Source organism: Streptomyces sp. Q6 (assembly GCF_036967205.1).
Taxonomy (GTDB): domain Bacteria; phylum Actinomycetota; class Actinomycetes; order Streptomycetales; family Streptomycetaceae; genus Streptomyces; species Streptomyces citrinus.
The window spans coordinates 6,210,820-6,233,922 of record NZ_CP146022.1 but is presented as its reverse complement, the minus strand read 5'-3'; the positions used below and the strand labels follow the sequence as shown (position 1 = coordinate 6,233,922).

The window sequence follows — 23,103 nt, the reverse complement described above, 5'->3', positions numbered from 1 at the left end:
GTTCGGGGAGAGGCGGTCAGCGGGCGTCGCCGTCGCGCAGCACGGGGAGCTTCTCTCCGGCCTCGACGGGCAGGTGGAATCGGTTCTGCCGCGGGGGCATGGGGCAGTTGTACTGCTCGGAGAAGCCGCAGGGGGGCACGAAGGCCCGGTTGAAGTCGAGGCGTACGCGGCCCTCCCCCGTGTGCTCGACGAACAGGAAGCGGCCCGCGCCGTAGGTCGTGGAGCCGTTCGTCGGGTCGCCGAAGACGAGCAGCAGGGTGCCGTCGTCGTCGAAGGCCGAGAGCGTGTAGGCGGTGCCGTCGACGGTGAGCGCGATGTCGCCGGGGACGGCCTTCTCGCGGGTGCCGCCGTTGTCCCGCAGGTGCTCGAAGGCGACGGTGCGGGCGCCCTCGACGGGGGTGTACGTGGCGTCCAGGACCCAGGCCGGGTCGTACGGGAAGGCGTCGATGCGGTCGAAGTCCCGGATCGCGGGGGCGTCCGCGTCCCAGAAGCGCAGGCCGTGCTCGGGTTCGCCGGTGATCATGTCGGTGCGTTCGAGGGCCGTGACGATGACGGTGTCGGGCTGTCCGGCGCGGGCGGCCGCCGGGTCGGGGAGTTCACCGGCGGGCAGCCAGCGGGTCTCGACGAGCGCGAGATTGCCGGTGGGGGCGGTGACGGAACGGTGCCGGTCGGCGCGCCATTCCTGCCAGGCGCCCACGGCGGAGGCGGAGAGGGGCGCTTCAGGGGAATCGGGCATCGGTGGCACCTGCGTCCGGAGTGGGGGGTGGGAACGGGAGATCGCTCTAGAACAGGATGCTCATGAACGCGCCGACTTCCTCGAAGCCGACCCGGCGGTACGCGGCACGCGCCGGGGTGTTGAAGTCGTTCACGTACAGGCTGACGACGGGGGCGACGTCGGCCAGGGCGTAGCGCAGGACCGCCGCCATGCCGGGGGCGGCGAGGCCGCGGCCGCGGTACTCGGGTGCGACCCAGACGCCCTGGATCTGGCAGGCCTGGTCGGTGGCGGCGCCGATCTCCGCCTTGAACATGACCTTGCCGTGCTCGTCGAGGCGGGCGAACGAGCGGCCCGAGCCGACCAGTTCGGCGACCCGCGCCTGGTAGAGCAGACCGCCGTCGCCGGCCAGCGGGGAGACCCCGACCTCCTCGGTGAACATCGCCACACACGCCGGCATGATCGTGTCCATCTCGTCCTTGCGGATCCGGCGTACGTACGGGTCCGGGGTGACGTCGGCGGGGAGGCGGTCGGTGACCATCAGCGGCTGCTGGGCGCGGACCTCGCGGGCCGGGCCCCAGCTGGGTTCCAGCAGACGCCACAGCAGCGCGGTGGGCTCGGCGGGGCCGACGATCGAGGAGCAGCGGCGGCCGGCCCGCCGGGCGCGGTCGGCGAAGCCGCGGACGGCCCGGTCGGTGGCGCAGATCGGCACCAGGTTGGCGCCCGCGTAGCAGAGGGACTGGAGCATGCCGTCCTCGTACCAGCCCCACATCTCGCCGCCGAGGCGCCACGGGTCGAGCCCCGCTACGCGGACGCGCGCCGTCACGAAGGCGTTCACGACCGGCTCGCGGTCGAGGACGACGAGTGCGGCGTCCAGGTCACTCGGTTCGAGGACCCGGGTGGTGGTCTGAGTCAACACGGGCGGGCCTTTTTGACTGGGTTGCTGATCTCCGAACTGTACCTGCCGGTGCTGAGGGTCGCAGGGGGCCTGCCTGGTGCGGCCGGTGGGAGGCCGGCCACCACGCGACGCGCGCCCGACCGCCGGGCGGAACCCGGCGGACGAGCGCGCGAGGAAGTCGGACGGTCCCGAGGGCACCGGGCAGGCGTCAGCCCGCGACGGCCACGGTCGGCTCGCCGGAGGCGACGCCGTCCTTCTCCATCTGCTCGGCGATCTTCATCGCCTCTTCGATGAGGGTCTCCACGATCTTCGACTCGGGGACGGTCTTGATGACCTCGCCCTTGACGAAGATCTGGCCCTTGCCGTTGCCGGAGGCGACGCCGAGGTCGGCCTCGCGGGCCTCACCCGGGCCGTTGACGACACAGCCCATGACGGCGACGCGGAGGGGGACCTCCATGCCGTCGAGGCCGGCCGTGACCTCCTCGGCGAGCTTGTAGACGTCGACCTGGGCGCGGCCGCAGGACGGGCAGGAGACGATCTCCAGGCGGCGGGGCTTGAGGTTCAGCGACTCCAGGATCTGGTTGCCGACCTTGATCTCCTCGACGGGCGGGGCCGACAGGGAGACGCGGATCGTGTCGCCGATGCCCTCGGAGAGCAGCGCGCCGAAGGCGACGGCCGACTTGATCGTGCCCTGGAAGGCGGGGCCCGCCTCGGTGACGCCGAGGTGGAGGGGGTAGTCGCACTTCTCGGCGAGCAGGCGGTAGGCGTTGACCATCACGACCGGGTCGTTGTGCTTGACCGAGATCTTGATGTCGCGGAAGCCGTGCTCCTCGAAGAGGGACGCCTCCCACAGGGCCGACTCGACGAGGGCCTCGGGGGTCGCCTTGCCGTACTTCTGGAGCAGGCGGCGGTCCAGGGAGCCCGCGTTCACACCGATGCGGATCGGGGTGCCGTGGTCGTTCGCCGCCTGGGCGATCTCCTTGACCTTGTCGTCGAACTGCTTGATGTTGCCCGGGTTCACGCGGACCGCGGCGCAGCCGGCCTCGATGGCCGCGAAGACGTACTTCGGCTGGAAGTGGATGTCCGCGATGACCGGGATCTGCGACTTCTTGGCGATGATCGGCAGCGCGTCGGCGTCGTCCTGCGTGGGGCAGGCCACACGCACGATCTGGCAGCCGGACGCCGTCAGCTCGGCGATCTGCTGGAGCGTGGCGCCGATGTCGGAGGTGCGGGTCGTCGTCATCGACTGGACGGAGACCGGGGCGTCACCGCCGACCGCGACGGTGCCGACCTGGATCTGACGGCTCTTGCGCCGCTCGGCGAGCTTGGTCGGTACGTCCGGCATGCCGAGTGAAATCGCAGTCATCTGCTGTGCAACCCCAAGGTGTGGATCGAGTCCCAGAACTTCGAGATTACGTCACCGGCGCGGGCCCGAGCACACCGCGCCCCGCAACTCCACCCAAAGGTGGGCGGCGCGGGGCGCGGTCTCGTTCTCCTCCTGGGCGCGTGCGATCAGGAGATCTTCACCGGGTTCACGACGTCCGCGATGAGCACGAGGATCGTGAAGCAGACGAAGATCCCGGCCACCACGTACGCCACCGGCATGAGCTTCGCCACGTCGAACGGGCCCGGGTCGGGGCGCCGGAACACCCGCGCCAGGTTCCGCCGCAGCGACTCCCACAGGGCGCCCGCGATGTGCCCGCCGTCGAGCGGGAGCAGCGGGAGCATGTTGAAGAGGAAGAGCGACAGGTTGAAGCCGGCCACCAGCATCAACGCCATCGCCAGCTGCTGGGTCGCCGGGATGTCCATGGTGAAGATCTCGCCGCCGACGCGGGCCGCGCCGACCACGCCCATCGGGGAGTCCTGCTCGCGCGGGCCGTCGCCGAACGCCGCGTCCCACAGGGCCGGGATCTTCGCCGGGAGCGCGATGATCGAGTCGACGGCGTCGCCGACCCGGTCGGTCATCCACGACACGGAGTCGCCGAAGTCCTGGCGTACGACACCGGTGGCGGCGGTGAAGCCGAGGAAGCCGGCATTGACGTAACCGTCGGTGATCTGGCCGCTGGAGTCCTTCTTCGCCACCTGGTTCGTGGCGATCTTCGCGGTCAGCGTCTGCTGCCGGCCGTCGCGCTCGACGACGATCGGGACGGTCTTTCCGGCGCTCTCGCGGATCTCGTCGGACAGGGTGTTCCACTTGTCCGTCGTGACTCCGTCGAAGGACACGATCTTGTCCTTGGGCTGGAGCCCGGCCGCCTTCGCCGGGGACTCGGCGTCGGTCGCCTTGCAGGTGTCGCGGTTCTCACTGACCTTGATGACGCACGGCGAGACCGACGAGACCACGTTCGTCTGCTGGGTGACGCCGAAGCCCATGAGGACCGTGAAGAACAGGCCGACCGCGAGGATCAGGTTCATGAACGGTCCGGCGAACATGACGATGACGCGCTTCCACGGCTTGCGTGTGTAGAAGAGACGGGTCTCGTCGCCGGGCTTGAGCTCCTCGAAGGCCGCCGCCCGCGCGTCCTCCACCATCGAGCGGAACGGGGACGTGGAGCGGGCTTCGATCTTCCCGTCCGCGCCGGGCGGGAACATGCCGATCATGCGGATGTAGCCGCCGAGCGGGATGGCCTTGATGCCGTACTCGGTCTCGCCCTTCTTCCGCGAGAAGATGGTGGGCCCGAAGCCGACCATGTACTGCGGGACGCGGATGCCGAAGAGCTTCGCCGTCGACAGGTGGCCCAGCTCGTGCCAGGCGATGGAGATGAGCAGGCCCACCACGAAGACGACTATGCCGAGGATCATCATCAAGGTCGTCATGCACGAGCCTCCGCGGCTGCCTTGTCCGTAGCGGTCAGTTCACGGGCCCGGGCGCGCGCCCAGGTCTCCGCTTCGAGGACGTCCGCGACGGTCAGGGAAGTTCCCGATTCCGGTGTGCCGTGTTCCTCGACGACCCGGGTGACGGTCTCCATGATCCCGTTGAACGGCAGGGCGCCCTTCAAGAACGCGTCCACGCACTCCTCGTTGGCGGCATTGAACACCGCCGGGGCCGTGCCCGCGAGCTCCCCCACGTGCCGGGCGAGCCCCACCGAGGGGAACGCGTCGGTGTCGAGCGGGAAGAACTCCCAGCTCGACGCCTTGGTCCAGTCGAACGCGGGGGCCGCGTCGGGGATTCTTTCCGGCCAGCCGAGTCCGATGGCGATCGGGCCGCCCATGTCCGGCGGGGTCGCCTGGAGGATCGAGGAGCCGTCGACGTACTCGACCATGGAGTGCACGTACGACTGCGGGTGCACGACCACGTCGATGCGGTCGAAGGGGATGTCGTACAGGAGGTGCGCCTCGATGACTTCGAGGCCCTTGTTGACGAGGGTCGCGGAGTTGATCGTGATGACCGGGCCCATCGCCCACGTGGGGTGCGCGAGGGCGTCCTCGACGGTGACGTGCGCGAGGTCCGCCTTCGTGCGTCCGCGGAACGGGCCGCCGGACGCCGTGACGACGAGCTTGCGGACGTCGGCGCGGGTGCCGGCCGCGATGGCCTGGAAGAGGGCGGCGTGCTCGGAGTCGACCGGGATGATCTGGCCGGGCTTCGCGATCGCCTTCACCAGCGGGCCGCCGACGATCAGCGACTCCTTGTTGGCGAGGGCGAGGGTGCGGCCCGCTTCGAGGGCGGCGAGCGTCGGGGCCAGGCCGATGGAACCGGTGATGCCGTTGAGGACGGTGTGGCAGTCGCCGCGGCCCGCGACCTCGGTGGCCGCGCCCGGTCCGGCGAGGATCTCGGGGAGCGGCTCCCGTGACCCGTACCGCGCGACGAGCGCCTCGCGCAGCGCCGGTACGACGTCCTCGCGGGCGACGGCGACGGTGCGTACGCGCAGTCGGTGGGCCTGCTCGGCGAGCAGGTCGACGCGGCCGCCCGCGGCGCTCAGCGCGGTGACGCGGAACCGGTCCGGGTTGCGCCGGACGAGGTCGATCGCCTGCGTGCCGATCGAGCCCGTCGAGCCCAGGATCGTGATGTCCCTGGGTCCGGCCGTGCCGTGCGGCGGCGCTGGGTCGAAGACGAGATGCGGGTCCGCGAGGGGGGATGGGCTGTCGCTCATCCCCCTATTGTTGCGTGGCTCCGCTGTGAGGAGGCCTACCGGTCTCCCCGGTGGTGCGCGGGCCCCGCCCGCCGGGCCCGCGCACGCCGGTGATCAGCGGATCGGGCGGTGCGCGTTCTCCCGTTTCGAGGGACCCGGCGTGGCGTCCGCGATCCACGGGCCGTCGCCGCTCGGGTCCACCACGCCCTCCTCCAGCCAGGTGTACGTACCGCTGAGGACGCCCTTGACGACCTTGTGGTCGATGGCGTCGGTGTTGGTCCACAGGCGGTCGAAGAGTTCGTCGGCGCGGATGCGGGCCTGGCGGCAGAAGACGTCGGCGAGCTGGTACGCCTCGCGGCCGTAGTCCTCGGTGGTGCGCAGGAGTTCGGCGCGGACGCAGGCCGCGCTCATGGCGAAGAGTTCGGCGCCGATGTCGACGATGCGGCCGAGGAAGCCCTGTTTCGTCTCCATGCGGCCCTGCCAGCGGGACATGGCGTAGAAGGTGGAGCGGGCCAGCTTGCGGGCCGCGCGTTCCACGTAGCGCAGGTGGCCCGACAGGTCGGGGTGGCCTTCGGGATGGAACTCGGCGTACGAGCGCGGCAGCTGGCCGGGGCCCGCGACCAGTTTGGGGAGCCAGCGGGCGTAGAAACCGCCTGCCTTCGCGCCCGCTTTCGCCTTGTCCGCGAGGGACTTGTCGGGGTCGATGAGGTCACCGGCGACGGCGAGGTGCGCGTCGACGGCCTCGCGCGCGATGAGCAGGTGCATGATCTCGGTCGAGCCCTCGAAGATGCGGTTGATGCGCAGGTCGCGCAGGACCTGTTCGGCGGGGACGGCGCGTTCGCCGCGCGCGGCGAGCGAGTCTGCGGTCTCGAAGCCGCGGCCGCCGCGGATCTGGACGAGTTCGTCGGCCATGAGCCAGGCCATCTCGGAGCCGTACAGCTTGGCGAGTGCGGCCTCGATGCGGATGTCGTTGCGGTCCTCGTCCGCCATCTGCGAGGAGAGGTCGAGGACGGCCTCCAGGGCGAACGTGGTCGCCGCGATGAAGCTGATCTTCGAACCGACCGCCTCGTGGAACGCGACCGGTTTGCCCCACTGCTCACGCGCCGCCGACCACTCTCGGGCGATCTTCAGGCACCACTTGCCGGCGCCCACGCACATCGCGGGCAGCGACAGGCGGCCCGTGTTGAGGGTGGTGAGTGCGATCTTGAGGCCCGCGCCCTCGGCGCCGATCCGGTTCGCGGCCGGCACCCGGACCTGGTGGAAGCGGGTGACGCCGTTCTCCAGGCCGCGTAGTCCCATGAAGGCGTTGCGGTTCTCGACGGTGACGCCCTCGGCGGCGGCCTCGACCACGAAGGCGGTGATGCCGCCCCGGTGGCCCTCCGACTTCGGGACGCGGGCCATGACGACGAGGAGGTCGGCCACGACCCCGTTCGTCGTCCACAGCTTCACTCCGTCGAGGACGTAGTCGTCCCCGTCGGGGACGGCCGTCGTCGCCAGGCGGGCCGGGTCGGAGCCCACGTCGGGTTCGGTGAGCAGGAACGCGCTGATGTCGGTGCGGGCGCACCGCGGCAGGAACGCGTCGCGCTGCTCCTGCGTGCCGAACAGCTTCAACGGCTGTGGTACGCCGATGGATTGATGCGCCGAGAGCAGCGCGCCGATGGCCGGGCTCGCCGAACCGACCAGCGCGAGGGCCTTGTTGTAGTAGACCTGCGTCAGGCCGAGGCCGCCGTACTTCGTGTCGATCTTCATGCCGAGGGCGCCGAGCTCCTTGAGCCCGTTGATCGTCTCGTCCGGGATCTTCGCCTCGCGCTCGATGCGGGCCGGGTCGATCTTCGTCTCGCAGAAGTCGCGCAGTTTGGCGAGGAACTCCTCGCCGCGCTGCGCGTCCTCGTCGGCGGGCATCGGGTGCGGGTGGACGAGGTCGAGCCGGAACCTGCCGAGGAACAGTTCCTTGGCGAAGCTGGGCTTGCGCCAGTCCTGTTCCCTGGCGGCCTCGGCGACCTGCCTGGCCTCCCGTTCGGAGACCTTCGCCTGATGCCGGGGTGCGGAGGGTGTTGCGGACATGAGGTTCACCTCGCCGCGCGTCGGGTGACCGGTCCGGCTCGTTACCGACCGGTGCTACTCGATCGTATGTACCTGATAACGGGCATGTCGACCAGTCCTCGCGCCATGGTTGTCATCAGTTTCGTCTGCGTATCGGGCGCGCTGTCCAGGGCGAGAGTCGTCCGGTGCAGCTGGTGCAGGCGCTTGGCGAGCGTCTCGGCACGGCGGCGGGCCCGGGTATAGCCGCAGGGTCGCCGCGAGGGTGGCGATCAGCTCGTCGGGGGCCACGGGTTCGGTGCGGTAGGCGTCGGCGCCCCGGTTCAGTCCCTGGGTGCGGTCGTCGACGGAGACGGCGGTCGCGGAGACACGCGCACGGGGCTGGAGGGATTTCCGTAAAGGGATGTCCATTCCCGATGTTTATGACGGGATGCAGCGGTCAGACGGACTGCGCACACGGAACGCCGCAATTCAGGGAGCGTGAGCGGATATGAGCGCGAGCGAGAAGGCCAAGGCGAAGACCGAGCAGGCCACTGGTTCCGCCAAGGAGGCCGTCGGCCGCGCGGTGGGAAACGAGCGGCTCACCGCCGAGGGCCGCGCCGATCAGATGAAGGGCGACGCCCGGCAGGCCAAGGAGAAGACGAAGGACGTCGGCAAGCACTGACACCGGCGCACTCACGCGCGAGGGGCGGCCCCGGATCCCCGGGAGCCGCCCCTCGCGCGTCCGCACGTCGACGTCCACACCGTCCGCACAAGCACACCATGTTCTTCTCACGAATTCGTTTGAATCGAGCGGTCTCGGCCAGACGGAATGCATGGCTGAAACAACGAAGACCAAGCAGACCGCACAGCGCATGAAGGCCGGCAGCGCGGCTCGATCGGCCGGCAGGTCCGCCGCGTCCAAGGCGTCGTCGGCGGCAGAGAAGTCCTCGTCGGCAGCCGCGGGGCTGCGCGAGAAGGGCGCCGGTCAGGTGGGCGCCCTCGCCTCCAGGGCGAAGGCCGGCGGGGCGTTCCTGTCCACCGTTCCGGGCAGGTCCCTGCAGGCGGCGACGACCACCTGGAGCGTCATCAAGCACCGCAAGGCGATGGCGGCGGGCGTCGGCGGCGGTGTCCTCGCCGGGCTGGCGGGCGCCTACGCGCTGGGCCGGGCGAACGCCCGGCGCGGCCACGGCCCGATCACCCGGTGGACCGGCGGGCGGTTCTGACCGCACGGGGCTGCGGGCCTTCAGGCCCGGCGCGCCGTACGGCTCAGCTCACCCGCTTCTCGTACCGCTCGCCCCAGGCCCGGCGGTCGCGGGGCTCGACGAAGGGCTCGGCATCCTCCGCAGGTCCGGCGACCGGAGCGCGAGGCCTCCGCCCGGGGTGCCCCAACGCCACCCCCGGTCCTTCACATTGGGCGCGGTACGTCATAGCCCATGTCTCAGCCCTTTCAGCACCTGCTGAATGGCCTTTCCCTCACGACTCCGAGAATCCGCCACCGGAAGCAGGAGCGCAGGAAAGATCGACAGCGCTCCGTAAAAGGTCAACACCGCTGCACGGTCGACGAGTTCGTCCTCTGGAACTCTCGGATGCCCCTCCTGAACACCTCGCGCGGGTATCCGCCCGCCCGTCACTTGGCGGAAACCTGTGTCGACCTTCACACCGTCGACAGAAATACCTCCGCCCGGTGCGGTAACCCGATGGCTACGGGGCAGCCGGTAGGAGACGTTCGCGGCGCTGCCCGATACGCGGGGCACGATCCGTCGATCTTTTGAGCAAACCCCGGACCAGGTGCTTCGCATCGGTCCACGGGATTTCTGATTCAGCCAGGAAAGCACGGGCAGAGGGGGCGGGAGGCTCTTATGACGGACTCTTCACAATCGGCGGAAGCCGAGTCCAGCACAGGCAAGAAGACAACCAGCAGCAGGGCCCAGAATTCCGGTTCCCGCAAGAGCGCCGAGTCGCCGGCGCCTCGTCGGCGCAAGCGGCTCCGGCCCGCGGAAGCCATTCGCGAGGCTCGGGACCAGTTGCTCGAACTCACCGGCAAACCGGTCGACGCGGTATCGACGTTCGCTGCCGTCGACGACGGCTGGCGGCTGGAGGTCGAGGTTCTCGAACTCGAACGCGTCCCCGACACGATGAGCCTGCTCGCGAGCTACGAGGTCACCCTCGACCACGAGGGGATGCTCACCGGCTACCAGCGGCTCAGGCGTTACGAACGCGGCCGGTCCGACGACCGCCGCTCCTGACGCCGGGGGCCGCACCGGCCCCCGGCAGAAGCAAGAACGCGCCCACGACAGGAAAGGGAGGAACTGCCCATGACAGTCGCCACGACACAGAGCGCAGGAGGCGGCGGCGGAGGCACCAGCGGCCTCTACGACGTACTCGAACTGGTCCTCGACCGAGGGCTCGTGATCGACGCGTTCGTCCGCGTCTCCCTGGTCGGCATCGAGATCCTGAAGATCGACGTACGTGTCGTCATCGCCAGCGTCGACACCTATCTGCGGTTCGCCGAGGCCTGCAACCGCCTCGATCTGGAGGCCGGCAGCAAGAAGCCGTCCGGCCTGACGGACATGATCGGCGACACGATGGAGTCCGGCGCCCGGGGCAAGACCAAGGGTGCCCTCTCCGGGGCGGCGGAGACCATATCCGACGCCTTCAACCAGGCCCGTGACGAGGGCAAGAGCCAGTCCCGGACGCGCCAGCGCCGCACATCGAGCCGCAAGGAGGAGCAGGAATGAGCACCTACGTCTACGGCATCGCCGACGCGGGCCACCCGGGCCTGCCCGACGGCGTGGAGGGTATCGGCAGCCCGGCGCACACCCTCCGCACGGTCACCGGCGGCGGCCTGATCGCGCTGGTCAGCGACGCGCCCGAGAATCTGCGGCCCAAGCGTCGCGATCTGCTCGCGCACCAGAACGTCCTGTCCGAGGCAGGGGCCGAGGGGACGGTGCTGCCCATGCGCTTCGGCAGTGTCGCCGCCGACGACGACGCGGTCGCCGCCGCCCTTGAAGAGCGCTCGGAGCACTACAAGGAGCGGCTGACGGCGCTGCGCGACCGGGTCGAGTACAACATCAAGGCCCAGCACGACGACGAGGCCGTGCTGCACACGGTCATGGCGGAGAACGCCGAGCTGCGCGCCATGGTGACCCGCAACCAGCAGGCCGGCGGCGGCAGCCACGAGGACAAGCTGCGGCTCGGCGAAGCGGTCGCCGGCGCGGTGCAGCAGCGCGAGGCGCGGGACGCCGCGGCCGTGCGCGAGGCGCTGGAGCCGCACGCGGAGGCCCTCAGTGCCGCACCCGAGAGCACGGGGTGGGTCACCAACCTGTCCTTCCTGACCGGCCGGTCCTCCTCCGCGCAGCTGCTGGAGGCCGTGGAGGCGTTCCGGCAGGCGAACCCGCACGTCGTCCTCCGGGTGAACGGCCCGCTTCCGCCGTACAGCTTCGTGGAAGAGACGCCGGCGGCAGCAGAGGTGGGCTGAGCACCCCATGGGACTGCTGAGCGAGGTGCTCCTGCTCCCGCTTGCTCCCGTGCGCGGCTCCATGTGGGTCCTGGACCAGGTGGTCGCCGACGCCGAGCGTCAGTACTACGACCCCACGGCGATCCAAGAGCAACTGGGCACGCTGGAGAAGCAGTTGGAGGCGGGCGAGATCGACGAGGAGACGTTCGACCGGCAGGAGGACGCGCTGCTCGACCGGCTGGAAGCCACCCGCACGAGACAAACAGGCGCGTGACGTGACACGGCGCGCGGAAACGGATCACACATCATGGACAACCGAGCCACGCTCGGCCTCGCCGTCGGCGCGGGGTACCTCCTCGGCCGCACCAAAAAGCTGAAGCTGGCCTTCGCGGTCGGCACCATGGTCGCGGGAAAGAAGATGCAGCTGAGCCCCAAGATGATCATGGATCTGGTGCGCACTCAGCTGGACAAGAATCCGCAGTTCAAGGAGATCGGCGGGCAGCTCCGCCAGGACTTCCGCGGCGTCGGCAAGGCAGCCACGGGCGCCATTCTCGAACGGCAGATGGAAGGTCTGGCCTCCAGGCTGCACAGCAGCACGGAAGGCGTCCGCGACCGCATAGCGGGGGTGGCGCCCGACACGGACGACGTCGAGCAGGCCGCGGACAAGGCCACCGGCGGGCTGAGCGGCAGGGCCACGAAGGCCGCCTCGAAGAAGCGCGGCACCGCCGGGAGCCAGGACGACGACCGCGCGCAGGACTCCGGCGACGACGGAGCCGACAGGGCCGAGGCGAAGGATTCGGGTCGGCAGGCTCCCCGCAAGCGGACCCCGGCCAAGAAGTCCGCGTCGGCGGGCGAGCGCACGTCCGCGCCGCGCAAGCGCACCCAGGGCGGCCAGGCCGCCAAGAAGACGGCGCCGACGGCGCGCAAGACCGCCGGAGCCGCACGGCGTGCCCCGCGCGGCGGCGCGAAGGGAGAGCGCGGCAATGGCTGAGCTGCCCGCCTCGAACCCGCTGAAGGACCTGGCCAAGAGCCAGGCGGCGGATCGCCTCAAGGCCGAGGCCCAGGACTATCTCGCCGCCCAGGCGACCCGTCTGCTCACCGGCGCCGGCCGCACGCTGGGCCGGACGACCACCAGACTGAACGACATCGCCGAGGGCAACAGTCCCGGGTTCGCCAAACTGGCCCTGGACGGCGGCCGCAAGCTCGCCGAGGGCAAGGGCCCGCTGCGCACCGCCGTCGAGGTCGGCGCGGGGCATCTCAAGGACAACCTGGTCAGCGGGGTCAAGGGGATGTTCGGCAAGGGCGGCAAGGGGAAGTCCAAGGCCGGCGGCGGCAAGAAGCCGACGGTCATCCTCGAGAGCATCGACGTCGGTGTGAACGTCCGCACGGCGTACGACCAGTGGACCCAGTACCAGGAGTTCTCGACGTTCGCCCGCGGCGTGAAGAACGCCGATCGCGCGGACGACGTCACCTCCGACTGGCAGATGAAGATCTTCTGGTCGAGCCGCAGCTGGAAGGCGCACACCACGGAGCAGGTGCCCGACCAGCGCATCTGCTGGACCTCGGAGGGCGCCAAGGGCACCACCAAGGGTGTCGTCACCTTCCACGAGCTGGGCGAGAACCTGACGCGGGTCCTGCTGATCATCGAGTACTACCCGAAGGGCCTGTTCGAGAAGACCGGCAACATCTGGCGCGCCCAGGGCCGCCGGGCCCGCCTCGACCTGAAGCACTTCGCCCGCTTCATCTCCATCAAGGGAGAGGCGAGCGACGGATGGCGCGGTGAGATCCAGGACGGCGAGGTCGTGCGGACGCACGAGGACGCCGTGGCCGCGGAGGAAGAGGAGAACGCCCGCGACGCGTCCGAGGAGCCGAGGGCCGAGGAGCGACCCGACGAGGACGACGACGCGGAGTACGACGACTACGAGGACGAAGAGGGTCCCGAGGAGTACGTCGACGAGGACGAGCCGGCCTACGAGGACGACGACGTCGAGGACGAGTACGCCGACGACGACCTCGCGGAGGACGAGGACGTGGAGGACGCGGAGGACGACGCCGCGTACGAGTACGAGGACGAGGACGACGAGTACACCGAGGGCGGGCCCGAGCGTCACGAGCCCGCCGGGGCGCGAGGTCGCTGATGGGTCCCGCGAACAGCTTCCCCGACTCCCCTCTCGGCGGGGGGAGTTCGGGGGCCAATCTCGCCGACATCCTTGAGCGCGTCCTCGACAAGGGCATCGTGATCGCCGGTGACATCAAGATCAATCTGCTCGACATCGAGCTGCTCACCATCAAACTGCGCCTGATCGTCGCCTCGGTCGACAAGGCGAAGGAGATGGGCATCGACTGGTGGGAGCACGATCCGGCGCTGTCCTCGGGCGCCCGTCACCAAGAACTCGCCCGGGAGAACGCCGAGTTGAGGCAGCGTCTGGCGGCACTGGAGGACAACCGGTCGCAGGACGCGCTCGACCCGGCTCACGAAACGGAGACGTCACGTGACTGAGTTGCGCTATGTCTACGCGGTCTGCGACTCCCTCGACGCCCCGCTCGCCTCGGACGTGACAGGAGTGGCGGGGGCTCCCCCGCACCTGCTCGTCCATGCCGGCCTGACCGCCGTGGTCGGTCACGTGCCCGCCGAGCAGTTCACCGAGACGGCGCTCCGCCGGAACCTGGAGGACCTCGACTGGCTGTCCGAGACGGCTCGGGCGCACCAGGCCGTGATCGCGGCGCTGGTCTCGGTCGCCAGCCCGCTCCCCCTGCGGCTGGCGACGGTGTTCCATGACGACAGCGGTGTGCGGGCCATGCTGGAGGGAGAGGCCGAGCGCTTCCGTGCCTCCCTCGATCGCCTGCGCGACCGGGTGGAGTGGGGCGTCAAGGTGACCGTGGAGCCGGCCTCGAAGACCGGACAGGAGGGCCGGCCCTCCCCCGCCACCGCCTCCACCCCGTCGAACGGCGGCCGACGCGAACGCCTCTCGTCGGCGGCGCTCGCCTCGGGCTCGGGCCGCGACTTCCTCCGCCGCCGGCGTGCCGAGCGCGGTGAACGGGACGAGACGTGGCGGCATGCCGAGACCTTCGCGCAGGAACTGCACGACACGCTGGCCCGGCGCGCCGACGACGCCCGGATCCATCCTCCGCAGAATGCGGAGCTCAGTGGTTCGTCCGGACGCAATGTCCTCAACACGGCCTACCTGGTGCACCGCTCGCAGGCGGAGTCCTTCGTCGAGTGCGTCAGCCGGGACGCGGACCGGGCTCGGGGCCTGCGCGTGGAGCTGACCGGCCCGTGGGCCGCCTACTCCTTCTCCATGCCTCCCGAAGAGCGGTCCGAAGGCCGACCGACGGCAGGGGGTACCCGCCGATGACCGTGATCGAACGGCGGGAGATCGCTCTGGTCGACCTCCTCGACCGGCTGCTCGCGGGCGGAGTCGTCCTCGCGGGGGACGTCACCCTGCGCATCGCCGACGTGGATCTCGTGCGGATCAATCTCAACGCCCTGATCAGTTCGGTGAACGAGAATGTCCCCTCACCCTGGGAAAACCTGCTGTGAGTACACATGACGCGCCCGTCCCTCGCGGAAGGGTCCAGATCGACCACGACACAGTGGAGCGCGATCTGATGAAGCTCGTACTGACCATCGTGGAACTGCTGCGGCAGCTGATGGAACGTCAGGCTCTGCGCCGCTTCGACACGGGAGACCTCACCGAGGACCAGGAGGAGCGCGTCGGCCTGACGCTGATGCTGCTGGAGGACCGCATGGCCGAGCTGCGCGAGCGCTACGACCTCGCCCCCCAGGACCTGAACATCGACCTCGGTCCGCTGGGTCCGCTGCTGCCGCGCTGATCGGCGAGTCCACGCTTTCCGTCCGGTGCGAACGTTGCACCGGCGTGCACGTGATCAGTGGTCAGCCTGGTTCACCGTGCGGAAAGAGCATGATGCCGAAGAGGTTCAAGAGATCCGCTGCCGCACCGCAGCGCCACCTCCACCTGGTCACCGCCGTCGCCCGGGATTCGGTCCGGCCGGCATGCAGAACGAACAACGGCCGGAGCCCCCGCACAGTGGGCTCCGGCCGTTGGGTCACAGGGAGTTGAAGGGCGTCAGAGCGCGAGGCCCGTCAGGACCAGGACACGCTCGTACGTGTAGTCGTCCATGGCGTAGCGGACGCCCTCGCGGCCGACGCCGGACTGCTTGGCGCCGCCGTACGGCATCTGGTCGGCGCGGTAGGACGGGACGTCGCCGACGACGACACCGCCGACCTCCAGCGCGCGGTGGGCGCGGAAGGCGGTCTGGAGGTCGTGGGTGAACACCCCGGCCTGGAGGCCGTACTTGGAGTCGTTGACGGCGGCGAACGCCTCGGCCTCGCCGTCGACCTTCTTCACCGTGAGGACCGGGCCGAAGACCTCTTCGCAGGAGATCGTGACGTCGGCCGGTACGTCGGCGAGGACGGTCGGCGCGTACGTGGCGCCGTCGCGCTTGCCGCCCGCGAGGAGCGTCGCCCCGGCGTCGACGGCCTCGGTCACCCAGGACTCCACGCGCTTGGCGGCGTCCTCGCTGACCAGCGGGCCCACGTCCGTGGCGTCGTCGGCCGGGTCGCCGGTGACCTGCGCCTCGACGGCGGCGACGATCTTCGGGAGCAGCCGGTCGTAGACGGCGGCGTCGGCGATGACGCGCTGCACCGAGATGCAGGACTGGCCGCCCTGGTAGTTGGAGAAGGTCGCGATGCGGGTCGCGGCCCAGTCCAGGTCCTGGTCACTGGCCCAGTCGCCGAGGACGACGGCCGCGCCGTTGCCGCCGAGCTCCAGGGTGCAGTGCTTGCGCGGCACGCTGTCCATGATCGCGTAGCCGACCGGGCCCGAACCGGTGAAGGAGATGACCGGGAGGCGCTCGTCCTGGACCAGGGCGGGCATCCGGTCGTTCGGGACGGTCAGGACCGACCACGAGCCGGCGGTCAGGTCCGTCTCGGCGAGCAGTTCACCGAGGATCAGCGACGAGATCGGGGTCGCCGGGGCCGGCTTGAGGATGATCGGCGCGCCGACCGCGATGGCCGGGGCGACCTTGTGGGCGCTCAGGTTCAGCGGGAAGTTGAAGGGGGCGATACCGAGGACGACACCCTTGGGGATGCGGCGGGTCAGCGCGAGGCGCCCCTGACCGCCGAGGTCCGTGTCGAGGCGCTGGGCGTCACCGCTGTTCCAGCGGCGGGCCTCCTCGGCGGCGAACCGGAACACGGACACCGCGCGGCCGACCTCGCCGCGGGCCCACTTGATCGGCTTGCCGTTCTCCGCGGAGATCAGCTGGGCGATCTCCTCGGTGCGCTCGGTGAGGCGGTCGGCGACGTGGTTCAGCGCCTTGGCGCGGACGTGCGCGGGGGTCGCGGCGAACTCGTCCACCACGGCGTGGGCGGCGGCGACCGCCTCCTCGACCTGGGCCTCGGTCGGCACGGCGACGGTGCCGACGAGACGGCCGTCGTAGGAGTTGTGGACCTCGAAGGTCTCGTCTCCGGTGGCCTGGCGGCCGGCGAGCCAGAAGGCGTGGGTGGCGGTCATGTGTCTTCTACCGGCCTCTCCGTGTACGTGGGCTGTTGCGGGGTCCACGTTAGGGGGGTGCCGGGCGATTACGGCTGGCCGGGGTGGAGTGTTCGGGCTCGCTTGTTGTCCGGTTCGGAGTGTCGTCGGGTGCGGGTTCGGTGGGGGCTGGTCGCGCCCCGCGGCGAGGCCGCTCGTGACACAGCCCCGCGCCCCTGCGGCGAGCGGCTTCGCCGCTCAGCCTTCATCGGGGAGATGCGCGCGAAGCGCCGGCATTTCAGGGGCGCGGGGAACTGTGCGACCAGCCCCCACCCACCCGCGGAGGACAACGCACACCCGGCCGCCCCGCGATCACCCCCCGGTCGCCTTCAGCGCCAGCCACAACTCCATCCGCACGTCCGGATCGTCCAACGACCGCCCCAGGATCTCCTCGACCCTGCGCATCCGGTACCGCAACGTGTGCCGGTGCACCCCGAGATCCGCCGCCGCCGCGTCCCACTGCCCGTGGCGCGACAGCCACGCCCGCAGCGAGGCGACCAGGTCGCCCCGGCCCGTCGCGTCGTGATCGCGCAGCGCCCGCAGCAGCCCGTCCGCGAACGCCCGCACCGCGTCGTCGCCGAGCAGCGGCAGCACGGACCCGGCCACGACGTCCTCGTGCTCGACGAGGACGCGCCCGCGCCGTCGCGCGACCGACAGCGCCTGCTCGGCCTGCTTGAAGGCGGTCGCCGCGGCGATCGGCCCGGACGGCGCCGAGAAGCCGACGACGAGTTCGTCCCCGGACCCGCCGGACCCGGAACCAGTACCCGACCCGGATCCCGCCGAGCCCCCGGAACCGGCGGAGCCGACCCGCGTCGCCTCCAGCGCCTCCGCGTAGTGCCCGCACGCCTCCGCCGCCGCGCCCCCGTCGACCACGAGCAGCACGAGCCGCTCGCCGTCCGGTACGACCAGTACGGCCTCGCCGGCCCGCGCGGCGGCGGACTCGACGACGTCGGCGAGGGCCGGCAGCAGATCGCCGCCCGCCCCGGTCACCGCCTCGGCGAGCAGCGACGCCGTGCCGGACGCCGGGACCACCGGGCCCGCGACCCCGCTCGGCGGCGGTGTGGCCGCCTCCGCGAGCACCATCCGGAAGGGCGCGTCGAGCAGTTCCCCGTACAGGTCACCGGCGACGGCCCGCGCGTGGTCGGGCTCCCCGGCGAGCAGCATGCGCAGCACCGCCGCGCCGATCCGCTGTTCGGCGGCGTACAGCGCGCGCGAGCGTTCGGTGGTGAGGGTCAGCAGGGCGATCGCCGAGTGGAGCGCGTAGCGCTCGGCGGTGCCGAGGGCGGAGGCCGTGCCGACCGCGAGGGCCGCCCGCGCCCGCCGTCCCGTACCGATGGAGTGGAGTTCGACGCGGTCGTCCGCGCCGCCGGCGACGACGGCGCTGGCGGGCGCGGGCCGTTCCCGCAGCCGCTCGACGTCGGCGGTCAGGCGGGCGGCCCTGCGCCCGGCCCACTCGGGCGCGGTGGCGACGACGGCGCCCGACGCGTCGTACAGCGCGGCCCATCCGTCGACCTGCGCGGCGAGGACGGCGAGCAGTCCTTCGGGGCCTTCGTTCAGCGCCTGCTTGGTCAGTTCGCGCTGCGCGGCGAAGCCGGAGGTGACGGCCCGGTACTGGTCGGCGGCGATCGCGGCGGAGACGGCCTTGCTGATCGCGATGAAGGGGGTGCGCGGCGGTACTTCGAGCAGGGGGAGACCCTCCTGCCGCGCCGCCTTCACGAGGGCGTCCGGTACGGCGTCGTAGTTGACGCCGACGGCGAAGCCGAGCCCGACGACGCCCGCGCCGGCGAGCCGCTTCACGTACCGCCGCATCGCCTCGGGGTCGTCGGCGTCGAGCTTGAGGGCGGTGATGAGGAGGAGTTCGCCGCCCTCCATATAGGGGACGGGGTCGGCGAGCTCGCTGACATGGGCCCAGCGGACGGGGGTGTCCAGGCGTTCCTCGCCCGCGCGCACGGTGAGCTTGAGCGCCGAGTGGTGGACGAGCGAGGCGAGCGTGGGCGGCATGGGGCCTTCAAGTGTGCTGGGGGGGTGCAGGCAGGTCAGTGGCGGGGAGCGGGCGCGGGCGCCCGGACGGGAGCCGGATGTGAAGCTTTTGGCCGGTCCGTATGAACGCCCTGTGCCGATTCTGCCTCACCGTACGTACTCCGGGAGCCCGCCCCTGGGATCCTCAGCCAACCTTCAGACGTCGCCTCAGCCCCGCAGGTCCACGAGCAGCGGTGGAGCGTGCTCGCCGCGCACCGTGGTGAGCGAGAGCACAGCGTGGCCGGGCGGCACGGCGTGGGCGAGGTCGGAGGCCGACCAGCGTTCACGCTCGACCTTGCGTACGGTCACGGCGTCGGTCGTCACGGCCTTCCCCGTGATCATCTTGCGCATCTTGTGGAGTGCCCTGGTCACCGGCTGGTTGGCGAAGACCGTGTGCTGGGCGACCTCCTCGGTCTCCACCCATTCGGTGCCCCAGGCCTCGGCGAACCGCCGCCCGTCCCAGGTGGTGACCCCGGAGAACGCCATCCGGCAGCCGACCGCCGCGTACAGCGGTCCCTGCAACGTCTCGGGCACCTCGCCGATGGTGCGCAGCCCGAGCACGACCCCGGCGTTCAGCGACCGCAGCCGCTGGATCGCCCGTACCGTCTCGGCGGTGACGGTGCGCGCCGCGTCGTCGAGGACCAGGCAGGCGAAGTGGGACCGGGCCGAGCGGCCGCGTACGACGGTGGTGAACTGGGCGAGCAGCAGCCGGGCGAGCAGCCGCGACGCCTCCTCGTGCCCCTGCTCGGGCAGGTCGACGCGGACCCGCACCGGGTGGTGCGTGAGCGCCCGCACCGAGAACGGCCGGCCCTCGCCGCCCGGGTCGAAGAAGCGGGCGAACACCGGCCGGTCGAGCAGTGCGAGCCGGTCGGCGAGCATCGGTCCCGGGTCGCTCGCCGTGCCGGACTGCCGCGCTCGGGCGTCGAGTTCGCGTCGCAGGGCGGCATCGGTGAGGCGTTCCCTGAGGTCGGCGAGGGCGTCGGGCTCGCCCTCCAGGAGTTCGCGCAGCACCGGTACGGAGGGGAAACGGCCGTGGGCCGCGTGGTACGGGCCGATCAGCTGGGCCAGCGCGGTGGCGGCGCGGCGCGTGTCGACGCCCTCCAGGTCGCCGACCAGGCCCTGCGCGAGGAATCCGGCGGCCTCGTCCGGGTCGGTGGCGCCCGCGTACAGGTCGAGGTCGTACGCGGAGGAGGCGTCGCCCGGCTTCACGACGACGTCGTAAATGTCGTCGGGGCCGAGCCCGGAGCCCGCCGCGCCGACGACGAGGACCGCGCACTGTCCGGTCAGCGCCTGGAGCGCGAGCGACTCGACGACCGGCCGGACCACGCCGGCGGTCTTGCCCGCGCCGGGGGCCCGACGGCGAGCAGCGAGGTGCCGAGGACGCCCGGGTCGAGGGCGGCGCCGATGCCGCGCAGCGCGTACGGGTTGCGTTCGTCGCGCGCGTACCGGCCGATCCGCACCTGTCCGACGAGCAGGTCGTGCGTGGCGGCGCGGGACGGCAGGTCGCGCTGGCCCGAGGGGTGCGTCCAGGCGGCGGCGCCCTGGCGGACCACGGTGTCGGCGAAGGCGTCCGGGTCGCCGGAGCGGGCGGCGCGCCAGGCGTGGGTGACGCGGACGCAGTCGACGTCGTTCATGCGGCCGCTCACGACCTCGGCGGTGAGCACGTCGGCGGCCTTGTCCTGGCCCGCCGCGCGCAGTTCGGCCCACTGGGCGCGGGCGGGCGGCGCGGCGGTGGGCCTGCGCGGGACGTCGCGCGAGCGGCGCGCCCGCCCCGACCAGGCCTCCAGCCAGCCGCCGATCCGGGCGAACGGCCACAGCACGCCCAGGGTGATCAGGGCGTAGAGGAGGTAGGTGAGGGCCGGGACCTTGAAGACGCCGTAGCCGCCGGTGAGCAGGACGACGAGGGAGAGGACCGGGTCGGCGACCGGCAGCGGCCGCCAGTCGAGCCCGAGCGCGTCCGGCCACACGAAGACCAGGACGCCCACCGCGGCGACCGACGCCACGACGGCGCGGGCGGGCTGGGGCCGCCGGATCACGAAGTGCCGGATGCCTTCCACCCAGGCCCCGAACCGGCCGACCAGGAAGACGAGGATGCCGAAGGACACCCCCTCGTAGACGATGAGCGCGTCGTACGCCTTGGAGTCGCGGGGGCTCGTGGTGCCCGGCCACCACCAGGCGTCGGGCGTGAACACCTTCAGCGGGGTCCACTGGTACGGGAGCGTGCCGCGCCGCCACAGGCTCCACAGGAACATGCCGACCAGGAAGGAGCCCGCCATCCATGCGAGCAGCTTGCGTCCGACGGCGGCCTCGTCGCGCCGGGGCGGCCGGGGCACGTAGCCGAAGCGCCACACGCCGGGTTCCGTCTTCGGGCGGCGGACCGACAGCCACTCAGCGACCGAGGACCGCGCGGCGTCCGGCGCCTGCCGGGGCATCGGCGGGGCGGCCGGGCGGGGCGGCTTCGCGGGGCGCGGCACCGGTGCGGCCTGCCGCCCGCCTGCCGGGTCCTGGGTCCCGTGCGTGCCCTCGGTGTCCATGGCTCCTGCCCCCTGACCTGCCGGTCCGTCCGCGTCGATCCGGGCTCAATCTAGTGCCAGGACCGGGAGTTCGTGGGCCTCGTCGGCCGGTGTGTGACAGCGGATGCATGTATCCAACTCGGACAACGCCGTCGCGCAACCCCACCCACATGGAGCATGACCGGCCGCCCCGCCCGCCCCTAACCTGCGAGGACACCCCCGTACAACCCGGCGAAACCGGGTCCGGGAGCGAGCCACGGACTCGCTCCCGCCCCGGTGAACCCGCCGCCTCATGAACCAGGAGCCCCGCATGAGCGACATCCCGCAGGAGCGCCGCGTCGTCACCGCCATCCCCGGCCCGAAGTCGCAGGAGCTGCAGAAGCGCCGCCTGGCCGCCGTCGCCGCGGGCGTGGGCTCCACGCTGCCGGTCTTCACCGCCCGCGTGGACCGCGGCATCATCGAGGACGTCGACGGCAACCGCCTGATCGACTTCGGCTCCGGCATCGCCGTGACCTCGGTCGGCGCGTCCGCCGAGGCCGTCGTCCGCCGCGCGAGCGCCCAGCTGCAGGAGTTCACCCACACCTGCTTCATGGTCACGCCGTACGAGGGGTACGTGGAGGTCGCCGAGGCCCTCGCCGAGCTGACGCCGGGCGACCACGCGAAGAAGTCGGCCCTGTTCAACTCCGGCGCCGAGGCCGTGGAGAACGCGGTCAAGATCGCCCGCGCCTACACCAAGCGCCAGGCGGTCATCGTCTTCGACCACGGCTACCACGGCCGTACGAACCTGACGATGGCGCTGACCAGCAAGAACATGCCGTACAAGAACGGCTTCGGCCCGTTCGCGCCCGAGGTCTACCGCGTCCCGGTGGCCTACGGCTACCGCTGGCCGACCGGTCCCGAGAACGCCGGCCCGGAGGCCGCCGCCCAGGCGATCGACCAGATCACCAAGCAGGTCGGCGCCGACAACGTCGCCGCGATCATCATCGAGCCGGTGCTCGGTGAGGGCGGCTTCATCGAGCCCGCGAAGGGCTTCCTGCCCGCGATCCGCCAGTTCGCCGCCGACAACGGCATCGTCTTCGTCGCGGACGAGATCCAGTCCGGCTTCTGCCGCACCGGCCAGTGGTTCGCGTGCGAGGACGAGGGCATCGTCCCGGACCTGATCACGACGGCCAAGGGCATCGCGGGCGGTCTGCCGCTCGCCGCCGTGACCGGCAAGGCCGAGATCATGGACGCCGCGCACGCGGGCGGCCTCGGCGGCACGTACGGCGGCAACCCGGTGGCCTGTGCCGGTGCGCTCGGCGCCATCGAGACGATGAAGGAGCTCGACCTCAACGCCAAGGCGAAGGAGATCGAGTCGACGATGAAGACCCGGCTCTCCGCCATGCAGGAGAAGTTCCCGGCCATCGGCGAGATCCGCGGCCGCGGCGCGATGATCGCCATCGAGCTGGTCAAGGACCCGGCGACCAAGGAGCCGAACCCGGAGGCGGCCGCCGCCCTCGCCAAGGCCTGCCACGCCGAGGGCCTGCTCGTCCTCACCTGCGGCACCTACGGCAACGTGCTGCGGTTCCTGCCCCCGCTGGTGATCGGCCAGGACCTCCTCAACGAGGGTCTCGACATCATCGAGAGCGCGTTCGCCGCTCTCTGAGGGGCACTCCGAACGGGACTCCCACGGCCCTGAGGGCGGCTCCTCGCCCACCCGTCACCGCGACGGTTGAACCGGTAACCATTCCGTGACCTGCGGTAACGGTCGGGCCGTGTGAAGAACGTGTGGGGGCCCGATGGCTTGTTGCCCAACCGGCTGTCGCGCCCCCGACGCCTGACGTACGGTTTCTGCAGATGAGAGAAACACCTCGCCCACAGGGG

The 23,103-nt window shown here is 71.2% G+C and carries 21 protein-coding genes and 2 pseudogenes; 13 read left to right on the top strand and 10 right to left on the bottom strand.

All coding sequences use genetic code 11. The features are described from left to right. Positions 1 to 16 precede the first annotated feature (16 nt). The 7 genes and pseudogenes from V2W30_RS29105 to V2W30_RS29075 all read right to left on the bottom strand — a co-directional run. Positions 17 to 736 (bottom strand): DUF1684 domain-containing protein, encoded by a 720-nt coding sequence (locus tag V2W30_RS29105; protein ID WP_338701119.1) that lies wholly within the window; start codon positions 734 to 736, stop codon positions 17 to 19. 46 nt (positions 737 to 782) lie between these two features. Continuing rightward, on the bottom strand, positions 783 to 1,631 hold the full coding sequence (locus V2W30_RS29100) for a GNAT family N-acetyltransferase (RefSeq protein WP_338701117.1): 849 nt from the start codon (positions 1,629 to 1,631) through the stop codon (positions 783 to 785). Between the two features lie 187 nt (positions 1,632 to 1,818). Further along, the gene (ispG, locus tag V2W30_RS29095; RefSeq protein ID WP_338701116.1) at positions 1,819 to 2,976 is read right to left on the bottom strand and encodes a flavodoxin-dependent (E)-4-hydroxy-3-methylbut-2-enyl-diphosphate synthase; all 1,158 of its coding nucleotides are present in this window, start codon (positions 2,974 to 2,976) and stop codon (positions 1,819 to 1,821) included. A 146-nt stretch (positions 2,977 to 3,122) separates the two neighbouring features. Then, entirely contained in the window at positions 3,123 to 4,424 is a 1,302-nt protein-coding gene (locus tag V2W30_RS29090; protein ID WP_338701115.1) for a site-2 protease family protein, read from the bottom strand. After that, complete coding sequence (gene dxr, locus V2W30_RS29085) at positions 4,421 to 5,698, bottom strand: 1-deoxy-D-xylulose-5-phosphate reductoisomerase (protein WP_338701114.1); 1,278 nt, start codon at positions 5,696 to 5,698, stop codon at positions 4,421 to 4,423. Before dxr ends, V2W30_RS29090 begins: the two co-directional genes overlap by 4 nt. 93 nt (positions 5,699 to 5,791) lie before the next feature. Continuing rightward, positions 5,792 to 7,741, bottom strand: coding sequence for an acyl-CoA dehydrogenase family protein (locus V2W30_RS29080; protein ID WP_338701113.1), 1,950 nt, complete (start codon positions 7,739 to 7,741; stop codon positions 5,792 to 5,794). Positions 7,742 to 7,878: 137 nt separating this feature from the next. After that, positions 7,879 to 8,092: pseudogene (locus V2W30_RS29075) on the bottom strand (hypothetical protein); the annotation flags it as partial. A 115-nt stretch (positions 8,093 to 8,207) separates the two neighbouring features. Here V2W30_RS29075 and V2W30_RS29070 point away from each other — a divergent pair. From V2W30_RS29070 to V2W30_RS29015, 12 genes are all read left to right on the top strand, one after another. Further along, the gene (locus V2W30_RS29070; RefSeq protein ID WP_338701112.1) at positions 8,208 to 8,381 is read left to right on the top strand and encodes a CsbD family protein; all 174 of its coding nucleotides are present in this window, start codon (positions 8,208 to 8,210) and stop codon (positions 8,379 to 8,381) included. A gap of 151 nt (positions 8,382 to 8,532) precedes the next feature. Continuing rightward, entirely contained in the window at positions 8,533 to 8,922 is a 390-nt protein-coding gene (locus tag V2W30_RS29065; protein ID WP_338701111.1) for a hypothetical protein, read from the top strand. A gap of 636 nt (positions 8,923 to 9,558) precedes the next feature. Then, on the top strand, positions 9,559 to 9,945 hold the full coding sequence (locus V2W30_RS29060; RefSeq protein ID WP_338701109.1) for a gas vesicle protein: 387 nt from the start codon (positions 9,559 to 9,561) through the stop codon (positions 9,943 to 9,945). Between the two features lie 69 nt (positions 9,946 to 10,014). Continuing rightward, positions 10,015 to 10,437 (top strand): gas vesicle structural protein GvpA, encoded by a 423-nt coding sequence (locus tag V2W30_RS29055; RefSeq protein ID WP_338701108.1) that lies wholly within the window; start codon positions 10,015 to 10,017, stop codon positions 10,435 to 10,437. Next, positions 10,434 to 11,177, top strand: a complete 744-nt coding sequence (locus tag V2W30_RS29050) for a GvpL/GvpF family gas vesicle protein (RefSeq protein ID WP_338701106.1) — start codon at positions 10,434 to 10,436, stop codon at positions 11,175 to 11,177. Before V2W30_RS29055 ends, V2W30_RS29050 begins: the two co-directional genes overlap by 4 nt. A gap of 7 nt (positions 11,178 to 11,184) precedes the next feature. Next, positions 11,185 to 11,430: a gas vesicle protein GvpG gene (locus V2W30_RS29045; RefSeq protein ID WP_338701104.1), complete on the top strand. Its 246-nt coding sequence runs from the start codon at positions 11,185 to 11,187 to the stop codon at positions 11,428 to 11,430. Between the two features lie 33 nt (positions 11,431 to 11,463). Next, on the top strand, positions 11,464 to 12,147 hold the full coding sequence (locus V2W30_RS29040; protein ID WP_338701103.1) for a DNA primase: 684 nt from the start codon (positions 11,464 to 11,466) through the stop codon (positions 12,145 to 12,147). Then, positions 12,140 to 13,294, top strand: a complete 1,155-nt coding sequence (locus tag V2W30_RS29035; protein WP_338701101.1) for an SRPBCC family protein — start codon at positions 12,140 to 12,142, stop codon at positions 13,292 to 13,294. Before V2W30_RS29040 ends, V2W30_RS29035 begins: the two co-directional genes overlap by 8 nt. Further along, entirely contained in the window at positions 13,294 to 13,656 is a 363-nt protein-coding gene (locus V2W30_RS29030; protein WP_338701099.1) for a gas vesicle protein, read from the top strand. Before V2W30_RS29035 ends, V2W30_RS29030 begins: the two co-directional genes overlap by 1 nt. After that, a complete protein-coding gene (locus V2W30_RS29025) occupies positions 13,649 to 14,512 on the top strand; it encodes a GvpL/GvpF family gas vesicle protein (protein WP_338701097.1) in 864 nt (287 codons plus the stop codon). Before V2W30_RS29030 ends, V2W30_RS29025 begins: the two co-directional genes overlap by 8 nt. Then, on the top strand, positions 14,509 to 14,697 hold the full coding sequence (locus tag V2W30_RS29020) for a gas vesicle protein (RefSeq protein WP_338701095.1): 189 nt from the start codon (positions 14,509 to 14,511) through the stop codon (positions 14,695 to 14,697). Before V2W30_RS29025 ends, V2W30_RS29020 begins: the two co-directional genes overlap by 4 nt. Further along, positions 14,694 to 14,990: a gas vesicle protein K gene (locus V2W30_RS29015; protein WP_338701093.1), complete on the top strand. Its 297-nt coding sequence runs from the start codon at positions 14,694 to 14,696 to the stop codon at positions 14,988 to 14,990. Before V2W30_RS29020 ends, V2W30_RS29015 begins: the two co-directional genes overlap by 4 nt. A 254-nt stretch (positions 14,991 to 15,244) precedes the next feature. Here V2W30_RS29015 and V2W30_RS29010 read toward each other — a convergent pair whose 3' ends face one another. From V2W30_RS29010 to V2W30_RS29000, 3 genes and pseudogenes are all read right to left on the bottom strand, one after another. Further along, positions 15,245 to 16,690, bottom strand: coding sequence for an aldehyde dehydrogenase family protein (locus V2W30_RS29010; protein ID WP_338701091.1), 1,446 nt, complete (start codon positions 16,688 to 16,690; stop codon positions 15,245 to 15,247). A gap of 330 nt (positions 16,691 to 17,020) precedes the next feature. Further along, positions 17,021 to 18,709: a PucR family transcriptional regulator gene (locus V2W30_RS29005; protein WP_338701088.1), complete on the bottom strand. Its 1,689-nt coding sequence runs from the start codon at positions 18,707 to 18,709 to the stop codon at positions 17,021 to 17,023. A gap of 186 nt (positions 18,710 to 18,895) precedes the next feature. Continuing rightward, a pseudogene (locus V2W30_RS29000) lies at positions 18,896 to 21,261 on the bottom strand (ATP/GTP-binding protein). 289 nt (positions 21,262 to 21,550) lie between these two features. On the opposite strand from V2W30_RS29000, the gene gabT reads away from it, so the two are divergent. Beyond that, positions 21,551 to 22,885, top strand: a complete 1,335-nt coding sequence (gabT, locus tag V2W30_RS28995) for a 4-aminobutyrate--2-oxoglutarate transaminase (RefSeq protein WP_338701086.1) — start codon at positions 21,551 to 21,553, stop codon at positions 22,883 to 22,885. Positions 22,886 to 23,103: the final 218 nt, after the last annotated feature.